This window comes from Methylopila henanensis (assembly GCF_042681025.1).
In the GTDB taxonomy this organism is placed as follows: domain Bacteria; phylum Pseudomonadota; class Alphaproteobacteria; order Rhizobiales; family Methylopilaceae; genus Methylopila; species Methylopila henanensis.
In genome coordinates this window covers 482978-498266 of sequence record NZ_JBHUER010000001.1, presented here as the reverse complement: position 1 = coordinate 498266, position 15289 = coordinate 482978, and the positions used below count along the sequence as shown (strand labels likewise).

The 15289-nt window shown below is 69.1% G+C and carries 9 protein-coding genes; 4 read left to right on the top strand and 5 right to left on the bottom strand.

Annotated features, from left to right (window positions below; genetic code table 11):
- Positions 1-2026, bottom strand: a 2026-nt coding sequence (locus tag ACFSCV_RS02430; protein WP_378796630.1) for an Rne/Rng family ribonuclease, incomplete at its 3' end; no start/stop codon positions are given.
- Positions 2027-2789: 763 nt separating this feature from the next.
- Between ACFSCV_RS02430 and ACFSCV_RS02425 the strand changes: the two genes are divergently transcribed.
- Together ACFSCV_RS02425 and ACFSCV_RS02420 are read left to right on the top strand one after the other, a co-directional pair.
- Complete coding sequence (locus tag ACFSCV_RS02425; protein ID WP_378796628.1) at positions 2790-3995, top strand: N-acetylmuramoyl-L-alanine amidase; 1206 nt, start codon at positions 2790-2792, stop codon at positions 3993-3995.
- Between the two features lie 170 nt (positions 3996-4165).
- Positions 4166-6622 carry a penicillin-binding protein 1A gene (locus ACFSCV_RS02420; protein WP_378796626.1) on the top strand — a complete coding sequence of 819 codons (2457 nt, stop codon included), beginning with the start codon at positions 4166-4168 and terminating at the stop codon, positions 6620-6622.
- A gap of 60 nt (positions 6623-6682) precedes the next feature.
- On the opposite strand, the gene ACFSCV_RS02415 is transcribed toward ACFSCV_RS02420, so the two are convergent.
- The gene (locus ACFSCV_RS02415) at positions 6683-6991 is read right to left on the bottom strand and encodes an EthD family reductase (protein WP_378796625.1); all 309 of its coding nucleotides are present in this window, start codon (positions 6989-6991) and stop codon (positions 6683-6685) included.
- 144 nt (positions 6992-7135) lie between these two features.
- Here ACFSCV_RS02415 and prfB point away from each other — a divergent pair.
- Positions 7136-8267 (top strand): peptide chain release factor 2 gene (prfB, locus tag ACFSCV_RS02410; RefSeq protein WP_378796623.1). Its coding sequence is split into 2 segments (ribosomal slippage): positions 7136-7204 and positions 7206-8267, totalling 1131 coding nucleotides; the frame shifts between segments, so codons are not numbered across the junction.
- 3 nt (positions 8268-8270) lie between these two features.
- On the opposite strand, the gene ACFSCV_RS02405 is transcribed toward prfB, so the two are convergent.
- A complete protein-coding gene (locus ACFSCV_RS02405; RefSeq protein ID WP_378796621.1) occupies positions 8271-9458 on the bottom strand; it encodes a M23 family metallopeptidase in 1188 nt (395 codons plus the stop codon).
- A 69-nt stretch (positions 9459-9527) separates the two neighbouring features.
- The gene (locus ACFSCV_RS02400) at positions 9528-9998 is read right to left on the bottom strand and encodes a peroxiredoxin (protein ID WP_378796619.1); all 471 of its coding nucleotides are present in this window, start codon (positions 9996-9998) and stop codon (positions 9528-9530) included.
- A gap of 264 nt (positions 9999-10262) precedes the next feature.
- Between ACFSCV_RS02400 and ACFSCV_RS02395 the strand changes: the two genes are divergently transcribed.
- The gene (locus ACFSCV_RS02395) at positions 10263-13574 is read left to right on the top strand and encodes a YhdP family protein (protein WP_378796617.1); all 3312 of its coding nucleotides are present in this window, start codon (positions 10263-10265) and stop codon (positions 13572-13574) included.
- A 357-nt stretch (positions 13575-13931) separates the two neighbouring features.
- Here the strand turns inward: ACFSCV_RS02395 and tyrS are convergent, their stop codons facing one another.
- Complete coding sequence (gene tyrS, locus ACFSCV_RS02390; protein WP_378796615.1) at positions 13932-15191, bottom strand: tyrosine--tRNA ligase; 1260 nt, start codon at positions 15189-15191, stop codon at positions 13932-13934.
- Between the last annotated feature and the right edge of the window lie 98 nt (positions 15192-15289).

Sequence of the window (15289 nt, the reverse complement as noted above, 5' to 3'; positions counted from 1 at the left end):
CCCGCCGACGCCTGCCGCCGTCGGAGCTCTCGTCCTCGGCGTCACGCGCCGCCGGCGCCGCAGCCGCGGCGGGCGCGATCTCCTCGGCCTCGTCCTCGGGCGCGCTCTCGATCTCGTCGATCACCGTGTCGGGATCGATGCTGTCGACGCGGATCTGCGTCACCGGAGCCTTGGCCTCGCCGGTCGCGGGCTCTGTGCGCTCGATCAGCAGGTGCTGGCCGCTCGGCAGATGGCTTTCGGCGGCGAACAGCACGGCGACGCCGAAGCGCTGCTCGATCTCGCGCAGATGCCCGCGCTTCTGGTTCAGAACGTAGAGTGCGACGTCGTTGCGCGTCTTGACCAGGAGGTTGCGCGAGGAATCCTTGCGCAGCGACTCCTCTATCATCCGCAGCACGTGGAGGGCGACCGACGGCACGGCGCGCACGGTGCCGACGCCGTTGCAGTGCGGGCAGACCTCGCTGGACGATTCCAGCACGCCGGTGCGGATGCGCTGGCGCGACATCTCCATCAGGCCGAAATGCGAAATCCGGCCGAGCTGGATGCGCGCGCGGTCGTCCTTGAGGCAGTCCTTCAGCTTCTTCTCGACCGCGCGGGTGTTCCGGCTCTCCTCCATGTCGATGAAGTCGATGACGATCAGGCCGGCGAGATCGCGCAGGCGAAGCTGGCGGGCGACCTCCTCGGCCGCCTCCAGATTGGTGCGGAGCGCGGTGTCCTCGATGTTGTGCTCGCGGGTCGAGCGGCCCGAGTTCACGTCGATCGCGACCAGAGCCTCGGTCTGGTTGATGACGATGTAGCCGCCGGACTTCATCGTCACGATGTTCGAGAACATCGCGTCGAGCTGGGCTTCGACGCCGGACTTCGAGAACAGGGGCTGGCTGTCGCGGTAGGGCTGGACGATCTTGGCATGGCTCGGCATGAGCATGCGCATGAAGTCCTTGGCCTCGCGGTAGCCCTCTTCGCCGGCGACAAGAACTTCGTCGATGTCCTTGTTGTAGAGGTCGCGGATCGAGCGCTTGATCAGCGAGCCTTCCTCGTAGACCAGCGTCGGTGCCGACGACTTCAGCGTCAGGTCGCGCACGGTCTCCCAGAGCCGCATCAGATACTCGAAGTCGCGCTTGATCTCCGGCTTGGTGCGGCTCGCGCCGGCCGTGCGGAGGATGACGCCCATGCCCTCCGGCACCTCGAGGTCGGAGGCGACCTCCTTCAGGCGCTTGCGGTCCTGCGCGCTCGTGATCTTGCGGGAGATGCCGCCGCCGCGGGCGGTGTTCGGCATCAGCACGGAGTAGCGGCCGGCGAGCGAGAGGTAGGTGGTCAGCGCGGCGCCCTTGTTGCCGCGCTCCTCCTTGACGACCTGCACCAGCAGCACCTGCCGGCGCTTGATGACTTCCTGGATCTTGTAGGACCGGATGTGGCGGGGCTTGCGCTCCGGCAGGTCCTCGAGCGCGTCGCCGGCGCCGATCGACTCGACGGGATGCTCCTCCTCGCCGTGGTCGTCGTGCTCGACCTTCTCCTCCTGCTCGGCGACATGCGCCGCGACGGCGTCCTCCGCCTCCTCGGAGGCTTCGGGCGCGTCGCCGGCGCCTTCCGCGCCGCCGGCTGCGGAGGTCTCGCCGTCCGAGGCCTCCGCCGTCACGCTGTCGTCGCCGGAGGCCGGAGCCGCCTTGGGGCGGGCGCGTCCGCGGCGGCGGCGGCCCGCGGCGGGCTTCTCCTTCTCCTCGGCCTTCTCCTCGTCCGCGATCGCCTTTTCTTCCTCGGCGATCAGCGCCTGCCGGTCGGCGACCGGGATTTGGTAGTAGTCGGGATGGATCTCGCTGAAGGCGAGGAAGCCGTGGCGGTTTCCGCCATATTCGACGAACGCCGCCTGCAGCGACGGTTCGACCCGGGTCACCTTCGCGAGATAGATGTTCCCGCGGAGCTGCTTGCGGTTCGCGCTTTCGAAATCGAACTCCTCGACGCGCGATCCGCGGACGACCACCACCCGAGTTTCCTCGGAGTGTGTGGCGTCGATGAGCATTTTGTTGGCCATGTACGGAACTCTTGAATGCGGCCGAGCGGGCCGCCTTCCGTCGCGGACGACGGATCGGGCAGGGCGCTCAAGGCGCGGAATCGGCGCTCGGCAGGGTGGGATGTGGGAACGTCGGATGCGCGCGGCCGCGTCGACGAAACCGTAACGGTCGCGGTGACGGGGGCGCCGGCAGACGACGCGAGCCGGAGGGTCCGGCGAATCGAGGTCCGGGATGAAGCGTATGCGGCGTTCGGCGCCGTGCGCATTCTCCGGCGGACCTCGCAAATCGGTATCCGCGCGCCGTCGCCGGCGACCCGGATGTGAAACGATGGTCTGGAAGCCAGAAGCTTCCGGACGCTCACGGTCGCGACGACGACGACACCGACGGTCCCGAGACTGGTCCGTGGCGAGCGGCCCTGACGCGTGAGAGCGAGGACCGGCTACCCACCGCCCGGCGCTCGCCTCGCTTCCGTATTTTGGGAAACGGTGGGCGCGACGCGGAAACAGACGATGGTTCGACATCGCGACGGTCCGACGAACCGGGTTCGACGTGACTCAGGTCGCCGCGACGTGAGCGACTTTTTATTAGCGGACCACGCTCCACATTGACAAGCTTCATCCTTGGGCGCCGCCGCGCCTTGGGCGCCCGGACCAATAGCGGTGCGCCAAAGGAGCAACGGCGGCGCGGAAACCGCCGCCTCAGGTTTAACACGGGGTTAACCGCCCGCTCCTAAATCTCCTAAAGAGGCATGCCGACGACTGCGGAAGGGGTTGCTGGGCCGTCATGATTCGCCTGCTCTCGATCACTCTCGCCGCAGCGCTCTTCGCCTTCGCCGCCCCTGCGCGCGCAGAGCCCGCGAAGGCCGTGCCGGCCGCGACCGACAGCCGGGTCGCCGGCGACGAGCAGCGCACCCGGCTCGTGGTCGACCTCACCTCCGCCGTCGCGATCAACGCCTTCGTCCTCGCCGACCCCTACCGCGTCGTGATCGACCTGCCGGAAGTCTCGTTCCGCCTGCCCGACAAGGCCGGCGAACAGGGCAGGGGGCTGATCTCCGCCTACCGTTTCGGCGTGTTCGCGCCCGGCCGGTCCCGGATCGTGGTCGACGTCCGCAAGCCGGTCGCGATCGACAAGGCCTTCGTGCTGGAGCCGGTCGAGGGGCAGCCCGCCCGTCTCGTGCTCGACCTGACGCCGACCGACCGCAAGAGCTTCCTGCAGTCCGTCGTCAGCTCGCGCGCCGAGGAGCCGGCCGCGCCCGTCGCCGCGAAGCCCGGCGGCGAGGAGCTTCCGGTCGTCGTGATCGATCCCGGCCATGGCGGCGTCGACCCCGGCGCGGCCGGTCCCGGCGACGTCAGCGAAAAGGACATCGTGCTCGATTTCGCCAAGCGCCTGAAGGACAAGATCGAGGCGTCCGGCCGCCGGCGCGTGGTGCTGACGCGCGACGACGACACCTTCGTCTCCCTGCCGGGCCGCGTCCGGATCGCGCGCGACAACGCCGCCGCGCTGATGATCTCGATCCATGCCGACACGCTGACCGATCCGTTCGGCGTCCGAGGCGCGACGATCTACACCCTGTCGGAGAAGGCGTCCGACAGGGAGGCCGAACGGCTCGCGGAGAAGGAGAACCGCGCCGACCTGATCGCCGGCGTCGACCTGTCGGACGAGCCGGAAGAGGTCGCGGGCATCCTGTTCGACCTCACGCGCCGGGAGACCAAGGGTTTCACGTCGGATTTCGCGCAGCGGCTCGTCAAGGACCTCAAGAGCGCCGCGAAGCTGAACAAGAATCCGCTGCGCTCCGCCGGCTTCCGGGTGCTCAAGGCGCCGGACGTGCCCTCCGTGCTGCTCGAGCTTGGCTATCTCTCCAGCAAGGAGGACGCCAAGCTGCTGATGTCGGAGGCGTGGCGCGAGCAGGCGACCGAAGCGGTGGCGAAGGCGGTGGCCGGATACTTCGAAACCCGTATCGCCGCGGGCACACTTGGCCGGGTGAATTGAGCGCGAGGCCCGCGCGCCGTACAATCTCCACAAAGAGCCACGAAGCCGGTATGTGAGTGGGGCCAGCGGGGCAGGGGCTTCGCAGACGGGCGTGACGCGAAAAGTCGGAGAGGCCGCTGGGCCGCCCGGCGCATCCGCATGTTCTAGCCGCCGAAACGGAACGAGATTCGATGCGTCTGCTTGTCCGGTTCCTCGGATTCCTGTTCGCGACCGGCACCGTGCTGGCGCTCTGCGCCGCCGCGGTGGTCGGCTATTTCGCTTGGAGCTATTCCCGCGAACTGCCGGACTACGAGCAACTGGCGAACTACGAGCCGCCGATCATGACGCGGCTCCACGCCAATGACGGCCGGCTGATCGCCGAGTACGCCAAGGAGCGCCGGCTGTTCCTGCCGATCCAGGCGATGCCGAAGCGGCTGACCACGGCCTTCATCTCGGCTGAGGACAAGACCTTCTACAGCCATGGCGGCATCGACTTCTTCGGCGTCGCGCGCGCGGCGCTGCAGAACATCCAGAACCGCGATCGCCGGCCCCAGGGCGCCTCGACCATCACGCAGCAGGTGGCGAAGAACTTCCTGCTGACGAACGAGACTTCGATGGAGCGCAAGATCAAGGAAGCGCTGCTGTCGCTCCGGATCGAGCAGACCTACACCAAGGACCGCATTCTCGAGCTCTACCTCAACGAGATCTATCTCGGCCTCGGCGCCTATGGCGTCGGCGCGGCGTCGCTGGTCTATTTCGACAAGTCGGTCAACGAACTGACGCTCGCCGAGGCCGCCTATCTCGCGGCGCTGCCGAAGGCGCCCAACAACTACCATCCGTTCCGGTTCCCCGAGCGCGCCATGGAGCGCCGCAACTGGGTGATCGACCGCATCGTCGAGAACGGCTACGCGACCCGCGAGGAAGGCGACGCGGCAAAGAAGGAGCCGATCGACGTCAACCCGCGGCCGACCGGCACGCAGCTCGTCGCCAGCGAGTACTTCAACGAGGAAGTGCGCCGCGTCGTCTACGAGAAGTACGGCGAGAAGGGCCTGTACGAAGGCGGTCTCTCGGTCCGGACGACCCTCGACCCGAAGATGCAGGTGCTGGCCCGGAAGGCGCTGAGCGACGGTCTCGTGGCCTTTGACCAGCAGCGCGGCTGGCGCGGCCCGGTGCGCGAGATCGATCCGCGCGGCGACTGGGGCGTCGCCCTGGCCGACGTGCCCGCCTATGGCGACATCCCGTGGCGTCTTGCGGTGGTGCTCGACGCAGGCCAGGCCCAGGCGACCATCGGACTGCAGCCGAGCCGCGACAAGAGCGGCGCCGTGACCCGGGAGCGGGTGACGGGCGTCATCCCGCTCGAAGGCGCACGCTGGGCGAAATGGGCCAAGGGTCCGGAGCGCGGCCGCGCGGTCAAGGCGGTGTCGCAGGTTCTGAAGCCGGGCGACGTCGTCTATGTCGAAGCGATCAAGCAGGGCGGTTCGGACTATCGGCTCCGCCAGGCGCCGGAAATCTCCGGCGGCCTCGTGGCGATGGATCCGTTCACCGGCCGCGTGCTCGCGCTCGCCGGCGGCTTCTCCTACGACGAGAGCCAGTTCAACCGGGCGACGCAGGCGCTGCGGCAGCCGGGATCGTCGTTCAAGCCGTTCATCTACGCCTCGGCGCTCGACAACGGCTACACGCCTTCAAGCGTGGTGATGGACGCGCCGATCGAGATCAACCAGGGCGCTGGCGTGGGCGTCTGGAAGCCCGAGAACTACGCCAAGAAGTTCTATGGCCCGCAGACGCTGCGCTTCGGCATCGAGAAGTCGCGCAACGTCATGACGGTGCGCCTCGCCCAGGACATGGGCATGCCGCTGATTTCCGAATACGCCAAGCGGTTCGGCGTGATCGACGATCTGCCGCCCTACCTGTCGATGTCGCTCGGCGCCGGCGAGACCACCGTGCTGCGCATGACCGCGGCCTATTCGATGTTTGCGAACGGCGGCAAGAAGATCACCCCGACCGTGATCGACCGGATCCAGGACCGCACGGGCAAGACCATCTACCGGCACGACGACCGCGACTGTGAGGCGTGCTCCGCGACCGGCTGGGCGCACCAGGACGAGCCTCGGCTCGTCGACCATCGCGAGCAGGTGCTTGACCCGATGACGGCCTACCAGATCACCTCCATGATGGAGGGCGTGGTCCTCCGGGGCACGGGCACCGGAGTGCGCGCGGTCGGCAAGCCGATCGCCGGCAAGACCGGCACCACCAACGACTACAAGGACGCGTGGTTCGTCGGATTCTCGCCGGACCTCGCCGTCGGCGTCTACCTCGGCTACGACAGGCCCCGCTCCATGGGCGAGGGCGAGACCGGCGGCTCGATCGCGGCCCCGGTGTTCACGGAGTTCATGAAGGCGGCGCTCGCCGACAAGCCGGCCGTGCCGTTCCGTGTGCCGCCCGGCATCAAGCTGATCCGCATCAACCCGTCGAACGGCATGCGCGCCGCCGCGGGCGATCCGAAGGTGATCCTGGAGGCGTTCAAGCCGGGAACGGCGCCGCCGGACAGCTACTCGATCATCGGACAGGCGGCGCCGTCGAACCGGCCGGACACCGTGACGCCCGAGGCAGACCGGGCGGTGCGCTCCGGCACGGGCGGGCTTTACTGAAAGCCGTGGCGCGGGGCGCGCCGGTTCGCGCCCCGCTTTCTTTTCACGAGATGGACGGGGTCAGCCTTCCGTGGCGTCGATGACCGCGATCGTCGGGGCGTCCGGCGAATAGTTCGGAATGTCCGCCACCGCCGTCTGGCCTTCCGGCGAGCCGAGCGCGGCCTCGAGGGCGGCCTTGCTCTCCCACGTGCCGACAAAAATCCAGAAGTAGGGGCCTTCGCCGCCGTCCGGGCCGCTGGAGGGACCGAAGGCGTAGTTCTTCAGGCCCGGCATCTTCGCCACGAGCGGGACGTGGGTTTCGCGGAAGTAGCTGTCGAACCGCTTGGGGTCGGCCGGCTTCGGGTACATGACGACGAGCTTGACGCTCATGGGGCGTGTCCTTCCTGTCTTGCGCCGCGGCGGATCGTCCGCGACGCGGAGACAAGTAGGGCGCGCGCCGCGGTTTACAGACCGGCGATCGCCGGGCTAACAGACGCATCCCGTTTTCCCACGTGAAGCACCACGCGAAGGCCCATGCGCGCCGAGATCGAAACCCTCGTTCAGGACATCGAGCAGTCAGTCGGGCTGCTGAGGAGGCATCTTTGACTGGGACGCCTCAAAATCCCGCCTCGAAGAGCTGAACCATCAGGCCGAAGACCCGACCCTCTGGGACGATCCGGAGACGGCGCAGAAGGTCATGCGCGAACGCACGTCGCTCGAGGACTCCATGTCCGGAGTCGAGCGGATCGAGCGTGAGCTGAAGGACAATCTGGAGCTGATCGAGCTCGGCGAGATGGAGGGCGACGCCGACGTCGTCGCCGAGGCCGAGAAGGCGCTGCGCGCGCTCAAGGCCGAGGCCGCGCGCCGCCAGCTCGAATCGCTGCTGGCCGGCGAGGCCGACGCCTTCGACACCTTCCTGGAGGTCCATCCCGGCGCCGGCGGCACCGAGAGCCAGGACTGGGCCGAGATGCTGCTGCGCATGTATACGCGCTGGTCGGAGCGTCGCGGCTTCAAGATCGAGGTGGTCGACCACCAGAACGGCGAGCAGGCCGGCATCAAGTCGGCGACGCTGCAGATCAAGGGCCACAACGCCTATGGCTGGCTGAAGACCGAAGCCGGCGTGCATCGGCTCGTGCGCATCTCGCCGTTCGATTCGAACGCCCGGCGGCAGACCAGCTTCGCCTCGATCGACGTCTATCCAGTGATCGACGACTCGATCAAAATCGAGATCAACGAGAGCGACGTCCGCGTCGACACGATGCGCTCCGGCGGCGCCGGCGGCCAGCACGTCAACAAGACCGAGTCGGCCGTGCGACTCGTGCACAACCCGACCGGCATCATGGTGGTGAGCCAAGGCGACCGCTCGCAGCACAAGAACCGCGCCACCGCGTGGGACATGCTGCGCGCCAAGCTCTACGAGGCCGAGCTCAAGCGGCGGGAGGCCGAGGCCGCCGCCGATCAGGCCGCGAAGACCGACATCGGCTGGGGCCACCAGATCCGTTCCTACGTGCTGCAGCCGTATCAGCTCGTGAAGGACCTGCGCACGGGTTACACCTCGACCTCGCCGCAGGACACGCTCGACGGCGATCTCGACGGCTTCATGGAGGCCACCCTCGCGCTGCGCGCCTACGGCACCAAGGCCGGCGAGATCGACGACGCCGACTGAGTCTCAGTCGATGGCGGCGAGCGTCCGGCCCGCCCGAAGAAACCGCATCGGGTCGACGGCGTCGCCGTCGATCCGGGTCTCGTAGTGCAGATGCGGGCCGGTCGAGCGGCCGGTCGAGCCGACGCGCCCGATGATCTGACCGGCTTTCACCGTCTGGCCTGACGTGACCGCGGAATAGGACATGTGGGCGAAGCGGGTGGTCAGGCCGCCGCCGTGGTCGATCTCGACCATCAGCCCGTAGCCGCCGTTGTAGCCGGATTCGACCACCCGCCCGGGAGCGGTGGCCCGGATCGGCTCGCCGCCCTCGCTCGCGAAGTCGACGCCGGCGTGCAGCGCCGGCTGGCCGAGGAACGGATCGATCCGCGTGCCGAATCCGCTCGAAACCAAGGAGGCGGGAGGAGCGGGCGAGCGCAGCGGCGCAGCGTCGAGCCGACGCCGCAGCGCCTCCGCCTCGGCGTGATCGGCGGAGAGCCTGCGAATCCTGTCGTCGACGCCATGCCCGGCAGGCAGCGGCTCGAACGGGCCGCCGCGGCCGAGACCATCGCCGCCGAGCCGGCGCGCGAGGCCGAGCGATTCCCAGACCTCGGTCATCTTGCGCCGCCGCTCGCTCACGCGCGCCGCCGTCTGTTCGAGCAGCGCCGTCTGCCGGGTCTCGGCGCGGTCGATCGCGGCCGAGAGCGTCTCCATCCGGTCGAGCCCGCTGCGGCGCTGCGGTTCGGTCGAGCCGGTGAGGTCGTCGAAGGCGGTCGTCGGTTTGTCGAGCGGCTGCGGCTTGGTCGTGTAGCTCAAGGGTTGGGCGCTGGAGGGAGCGTCCGCCGGCGCGGCGCCGCCGAGCGCCGCAAGCGCGGTCTGGCGGCGCTCCAGCGCCTCCTGCCGCTTCAGGAACTCCGCGAAACGCTGCTCGACACCGGTCTGCTCCACCAGCCGGCGGGTGCGCAGGCGCTCGAGTTCGTTCCGGAGATCGGCGACCTGGGCGTCGTAGCCTTGCTCGGCCGCTTTCGCGCCGCGCCTGAGCTCCGCGACCACGGTGTCGTGGAAGGCGATGTAGAAACCCGCGCCAAGGGCCCACAGGGCGACCAGCGCGAGACAGGCGCCGAGCGCCGCGGCGCCGTGTCTCGGAAGCCGTATCGCCGTCGTTCGCCCGCCGCGATCGATCAACAGCAGATCGCCTGCGGCGGGTCGAGATGGCATGGCGGGCCCCGTTTGATGACCCCGCCAACGTGGACTGTTAGGGTTAACCTCGCCCTAACGCGGCGCTTTTCAGAGCGCTTTCACCGCGCTGAGGACTTCGTCGGCGTGACCCGGCACCTTCACCTTCGCCCACACGCGCGCGACGCGGCCTTCGCCGTCGATCAGCACGGTCGTCCGCGCCACGCCCATGCTTTTGCGGCCATACATGTTCTTTTCGGCCCAGACGCCATAAGCCTTCAGCATGTCCCGGGTTTCATCGGAGCCGAGGGCGAGCTGCAGGTCGTACTTGGCGCGGAACCTGTCGTGGCTCTCGACGCTGTCGCCCGACACGCCGACGACGACCGCGCCGGCCGCCTCGAACTCGTCGCGCAGCCCGTTGAAGGCGATCGCCTCGGCGGTGCATCCGGACGTGTCGTCCTTGGGGTAGAAGTACAGCACGACCTTCTTGCCGCGGAGCTCCCGCAGCCCGATCGCGCCGCCGCCGGCGGCGGGCAGCTCGAAATCGGGGGCCGGAGCGCCAACTTCCAATGCGTGCGGCATCGCGTTACCTCGATGTTTAGGGGCCTCGCGCCACTTCTACCGCAGCGCGACCGCGCGGTCAGCACGGCGGGGCGGCGCGGGCGGTCCGCGACGCGCAGGGGGACGACGCGCCCAGCGTGAACTGTAAGGCCTGACGAACGGGGACGACGCAGACCGATGCCCGAACCGAACGTTCCTTCGCCGCGCGCGCGCGCTGTGGCGACGCGCTGGCTCGGACGTCCGTTCCGCGGGCGGACGCGGCCGGACGGTTCGCCGGCGTCGCCCGTGATCACGGCTCGCCGCGGCGCGCGGCTGGCGGCGGGCGGGGCGGCCGGCGTCGTCATCGTCCTCCTGGCCTTGTGGCTCGCGATCCTCTACATGCCGCTGCCCGCCTCGCAGGTCGCGCCGCGCGTCGCCGCCGCGCTGCAGGAAAGGCTCGGACCGGATTACGTCGTCAGCGTCGCCGACGCCGAACTTCACCGGGGCGGCGAAGGCGTGGAGCTCCGGCTCGTCGACTTGGCGATCGCGCGCAAGGACGGCCCCGTGGTCGCGGAGGCGCCGCGGGTGGAGCTCAGGGTCGACGGCATGAGCCTGCTGACAGGCTCGGTGGTCGTGCGATCCGTCCATGTGACGAACCCCCGGCTCGACATGCAGTTCGACACCGCGGTCGGCGGGGCGTCCGTGCAGGCCGACCTGCCGCGCCGGATCCACAACGGCGTGGCCGATCTCGACCGGCTGCTCGGCCCGGACGGCGCGGCGGGCGCGCTGGAGGAGGTGGACGTGACGGGCGCGACGGTGCTGGTCGCGCCGCGCAGCCGGGCCCCGCTTACGCTCGACGGCGTCGATCTACGCCTGACGCGCGCGACCGGAGGAGCGTTCAGCCTGACCGCCTCGTCGGCGCGGGCCGCCGAGCGCTGGACCACGGCCGTGACCGTCAAGCCCGAGGGCGACGCCCGCGTGATCGATCTCGGGCTCGAGAACGTCGATCTCTCACCCTATTCCGCGCCTTTCGCGGCCAAGGCCGGAGCCGCTCCGCTGAAAGGCCGCGTCTCGGGACATCTGAGCGCGCGCATCGGCGCGGACGGCGCTTTGCGCACGGGCGGCGGCCGCCTCGCCGCGAGGGCGCTCCAGATCGCGCCGCCGGGCGCGCCAAGTGATTCCGCCTCGCCGGGGATCGAGTTCGACACGCTCCAGCTCGGCGTCGCGTGGGATCCGGCGGCGGGCGCGCTGGTGATAGAGCCGTCGCGGATCGCAGGCCGCGGCGGGCAGATGAGCTTTTCCGGCCGCGTGGTCGCGCCGACAGGGGACCGGCCGCTCTGGACCTCGACCGTGGAAGGCCGCGACGTGCTGCTCGCGGCCGAGAGCGGGGGCGAACCGCCGCTGCGGCTCGACCGCATCTCCATCGACGCGACCTTCGACGCCGCTGCCGGGGTGTTCGAACTGTCCAAGGCGCAGTTTCTCGGACCGACCGCCAAGGCGGCGATGACCGGACTGGTGCGTTTCGAAGGCGACAGTCCGGCGATCCGGCTTGGCCTGGTCAGCGAGCCGATGCCGGCTTCCGCGCTGAAGCGCATGTGGCCGTTCTTCATGGCGCCGGCTGCGCGGAGCTGGGTCGTCGAGAACGTCAGCGGCGGAACGGTGGACGAGCTGACGCTGAGCATGGACGTGCCTTCCGGAGCGCTCGCCCGTGGCGGCCCATTGCCGGACGGATCGCTCGCGCTCGCCGTCATGTTCTCGAACGCGACCCTGCGCGGCAGACCGGAGCTGCCCTGGGTCGAGGGCGCAGGCGGCCGCGTCGACGCCAGCGCGCGGCATGTTACCGCCTCGATCGGGGACGCCTACGTCAGCGGCGCGAAGGACACGCTCAGGCTCAGCGCGGTTCGCTTCGAGGCGCCCGACATCACGCCGAGCAATCCGAGGGCGACGATCACCTTCAAGGCCGATGGCGGGATCGATCCCGTCGTGACGCTGCTCGCCTCCGGCGTCGTAGGGGCGAATCCTCTTCCCGCCGGCTTCGACGCGACCAAGGTGTCGGGCCGTGTGACGGCAGACGTGTCGGTCGGCGTCGACCTTGGACACGCGCCGGCCGCTCCCGGTCCGGGGCCGGCGGTGGCCGTGAAAGCGACGCTCTCGGACGTCACGATCGCCGACGCGTTCGCCGGCCGCGCCTTCGAGAACGGGGCGTTCCGCATCAATGTCGCGAACGGAAAGACCGATCTGTCCGGCAAGGGGCAGATCGGCGGAGCGCCGACCACCATCGCCGTGGCGGAGAAGCCCTCGGCGGACGGCGCGCTCAAGCGCGAGCTGACCGCGACCCTGACGGCGGACGCCGGCGACCTGACCCGCCTCGGCTTTGACGTCCCGGGAACGTTGCGCGGCGCGGTCCCGCTCGAGGCGTCGATGTCGATCGACGAGCCCGGCGCGCCGATCTCGCTTTCCGCCGACCTGAAGACAGTTGGGATCGATGGCGTCGTGCCCGGCTTTCGCAAGCCCGTGGGGCAGCCGGGCCGCCTGGCCTTCACGATCGACAAGTCGGCCGACAAGACGACGGTGCGTAACTTCGCGATCGAGAGCGGCGACCGCAGCGTGCGCGGCGCGCTGACCTTTGGCCCGAAGGGCGAGTTCCTGTCAGCGACGCTGCCGATCTACCGGCCGGCTCCCGGCGACGACGCCCGCGTCGAGATCGAGAAGGCGCGGACCGGATCGACCAAAGTGCTGGTGCAGGGCGCCTCGCTCGATCTCAAGCCGCTGCTCGACGCCTTCCGCGGCAAATCGGCCGCGGCGCGCACGGCGACCGCTGGCGGCGGCGCGCCGGCGATGCCGAAGACGCTGGACGTCATCGCGAAACTCGGAACGGGCCTCGGCTATGGTGGCGAGGCGCTCGCGGGCCTCGACCTCAAGCTCGCCATGCGCGACGGCAAGATCACCGACGCGGACGGCTCCGCCCGGCTCGGCGCCGGCGCCATCCGGCTCGCCACCGCGGACGACGGGCGGCTGCGGCTGACGGGACAAGACGCCGGCGCGTTCTTCCGGCTCGCCGATCTCTACGGCCGTATCGACGGCGGCGTGTTCGACCTCAGGGCTTCCCTCGTCGGCGGCCCGGGCCTGCTCCGGATGCGCGATTTCGCCGTGCGCAACGAGGACGCGCTGGTCCGGGTGCGGCAGAGCACCGGCGCCGACCGTGGCGGCGGGAGCGCCACCCGGTTCGACCGGCTTCGCATCGCCTTCGTCGAAGGCGGCGGCAAGATCGACGTGAAGGAGGCGGCGCTGACCGGCCCGCAGCTCGGCGCCACGCTGGAAGGCCTCGTGGACTACTCCGCGGACAAGGTGTCGATGGTGGGCACCTTCGTGCCGGCCTATGCGCTCAACAACCTGTTCGCGCGGGTGCCGATCCTCGGAGCGCTGCTCGGCGGCGGGGAGCATGGCGGGCTGGTCGGCGTGACCTTCCAGGTCACCGGCCGCACCGGCGCGCCGGTGGTGACGATCAACCCCGTGTCAGCCGTCGCGCCCGGCTTCCTGCGCAAGATGTTCGAGTTCCGCCAGGACGGCGGCGACGCCGCGGCCAGGGTGCCCGTTCCCTCGCAGACCGAGCCCTGAGGAGCGCCATGCGAAGCAGGACCCGGCAGATCATTCGTCTCCCTCTTGCGGAGCTTTGGGACGACTTTGGATCGTTTGGCGTGAGGATACGCGAACTGAGCAAGGCGGATCTGCGGGGTCTGATGGCACCGACGCCATTTCGCTTTGTCGAGGCGGATTTGGGTTCACGCCTGAAGTGGTTCAGGTCTGTCGAGTGGTTCAATTATTGGCGGACAGAGCAGGCTCATATAGCTGAAGATCCTCACTTTCATCTTGAGGATTACCCAGCCAATCGCGTGCTCGTGGCTTCGGAATGGGAGGGGCGACTCGGCGAAAAGCTCGTCCTACTTGAGGTTCACCACTGAGGGCCGTTTGGGTTCAATCGCGCGGTCGCAGCAACACGTGCTTCTTGCGGCCGAGCGAGAGCTTGACGACGCCCTCGGGCGTCAGGTCGCCGTTCGTCAGGGTCGCGCGCTCGTCCGTCACCGGCTTGTCGTTGACGCGCAGGCCGCCGCCCTTCACCTGCCGGCGGGCTTCGCCGTTGGAGGCGACGAGCTTGGCGATCTCGGCGAAGGCGGTCAGCACGCCGAGGCCGGCGGCGAGCGCCGAGGCCTCCACCTCGACCGTCGGCAGGGTGTCGGCCAGCGCGCCTTCCTCGAAGGTCTTGCGGGCGGTGGCCTCGGCCTCTTCCGCGGCGGCGCGGCCGTGAACGAGCGCGGTGGCCTCGGTCGCCAGCACTTTCTTCGCCTCGTTGATCTCGGCGCCGCCGAGCGCCCCGAGCCGCTCGATCTCAGGCAGCGGCAGGTCCGTGAACAGCTTGAGGAAGCGCACGACGTCGGCGTCCTCGGTGTTCCGCCAGTACTGCCAGAACACGTAAGGGGAGGCCATGTCGGCGTTCAGCCACACGGCGCCGCCGGCGGTCTTGCCCATCTTGGCGCCCGAGGCGGTGGTGATGAGCGGGCAGGTGAGGGCGAACACGCCCGCGCCGTCCACCCGCCGCGACAGCTCGATGCCGTTGACGATGTTGCCCCACTGGTCGGAGCCGCCCATCTGCAACCGGCAGCCGTAGCGACGGTTCAGCTCCAGGAAGTCGTAGGCCTGCAGGATCATGTAGTTGAATTCGAGGAAGGAGAACGGCTGCTCCTGCTCGAGCCGCGACTTCACGCTGTCGAAGGACAGCATGCGGTTGACCGAGAAATGCCGGCCGATCTCGCGCAGGAACGGCACGTATTCGAGCCTGTCGAGCCATTCCGCGTTGTCGACCATGATCGCGTCGGTCGGGCCGTCGCCGAAGCCCATGAACTGCTGGAAGACGGTTTTGATCGACTGCTTGTTCGCCGCGATCTGATCGTCGTCGAGCAGCGGACGCTGGGTGTCGCGGAACGAGGGGTCGCCGATCTTGGTCGTGCCGCCGCCCATCAGCACGATCGGCTTGTGGCCGGTCTGCTGCAGCCGCCGCAGCATCATGATGTTCGCCATATGCCCGACATGAAGGCTCGGCGCCGTCAGGTCGTAGCCGATATAGGCCGTGACGATTCCCTCGCTCGCGAGCTGGTCGAGCGCGACCGGGTCGGAGATCTGGTGGATCTGGCCGCGCTCCTCGAGCAGGCGCAGGAAATCGGATTTGTACGCGGTCATCGGTTGGATCGCTTCATGAGCATGTCGGATCGCTCCGGGGAGCGGCGGGGGACCGTCTATCAGCATCGAGCGGACGATTCACCTTTCCCGTGACATTC

Excerpts from the sequence above, each read along its gene's own strand:
- tyrS (WP_378796615.1), bottom strand. The coding sequence starts at position 15,191 with ATGACCGCGTACAAATCCGATTTCCTGCGCCTGCTCGAGGAGCGCGGC.
- ACFSCV_RS02415 (WP_378796625.1), bottom strand. The coding sequence starts at position 6,991 with ATGAGCGTCAAGCTCGTCGTCATGTACCCGAAGCCGGCCGACCCCAAG.
- ACFSCV_RS02400 (WP_378796619.1), bottom strand. The coding sequence starts at position 9,998 with ATGCCGCACGCATTGGAAGTTGGCGCTCCGGCCCCCGATTTCGAGCTG.
- ACFSCV_RS02425 (WP_378796628.1), top strand. The coding sequence starts at position 2,790 with ATGATTCGCCTGCTCTCGATCACTCTCGCCGCAGCGCTCTTCGCCTTC.
- ACFSCV_RS02420 (WP_378796626.1), top strand. The coding sequence starts at position 4,166 with ATGCGTCTGCTTGTCCGGTTCCTCGGATTCCTGTTCGCGACCGGCACC.
- ACFSCV_RS02405 (WP_378796621.1), bottom strand. The coding sequence starts at position 9,458 with ATGCCATCTCGACCCGCCGCAGGCGATCTGCTGTTGATCGATCGCGGC.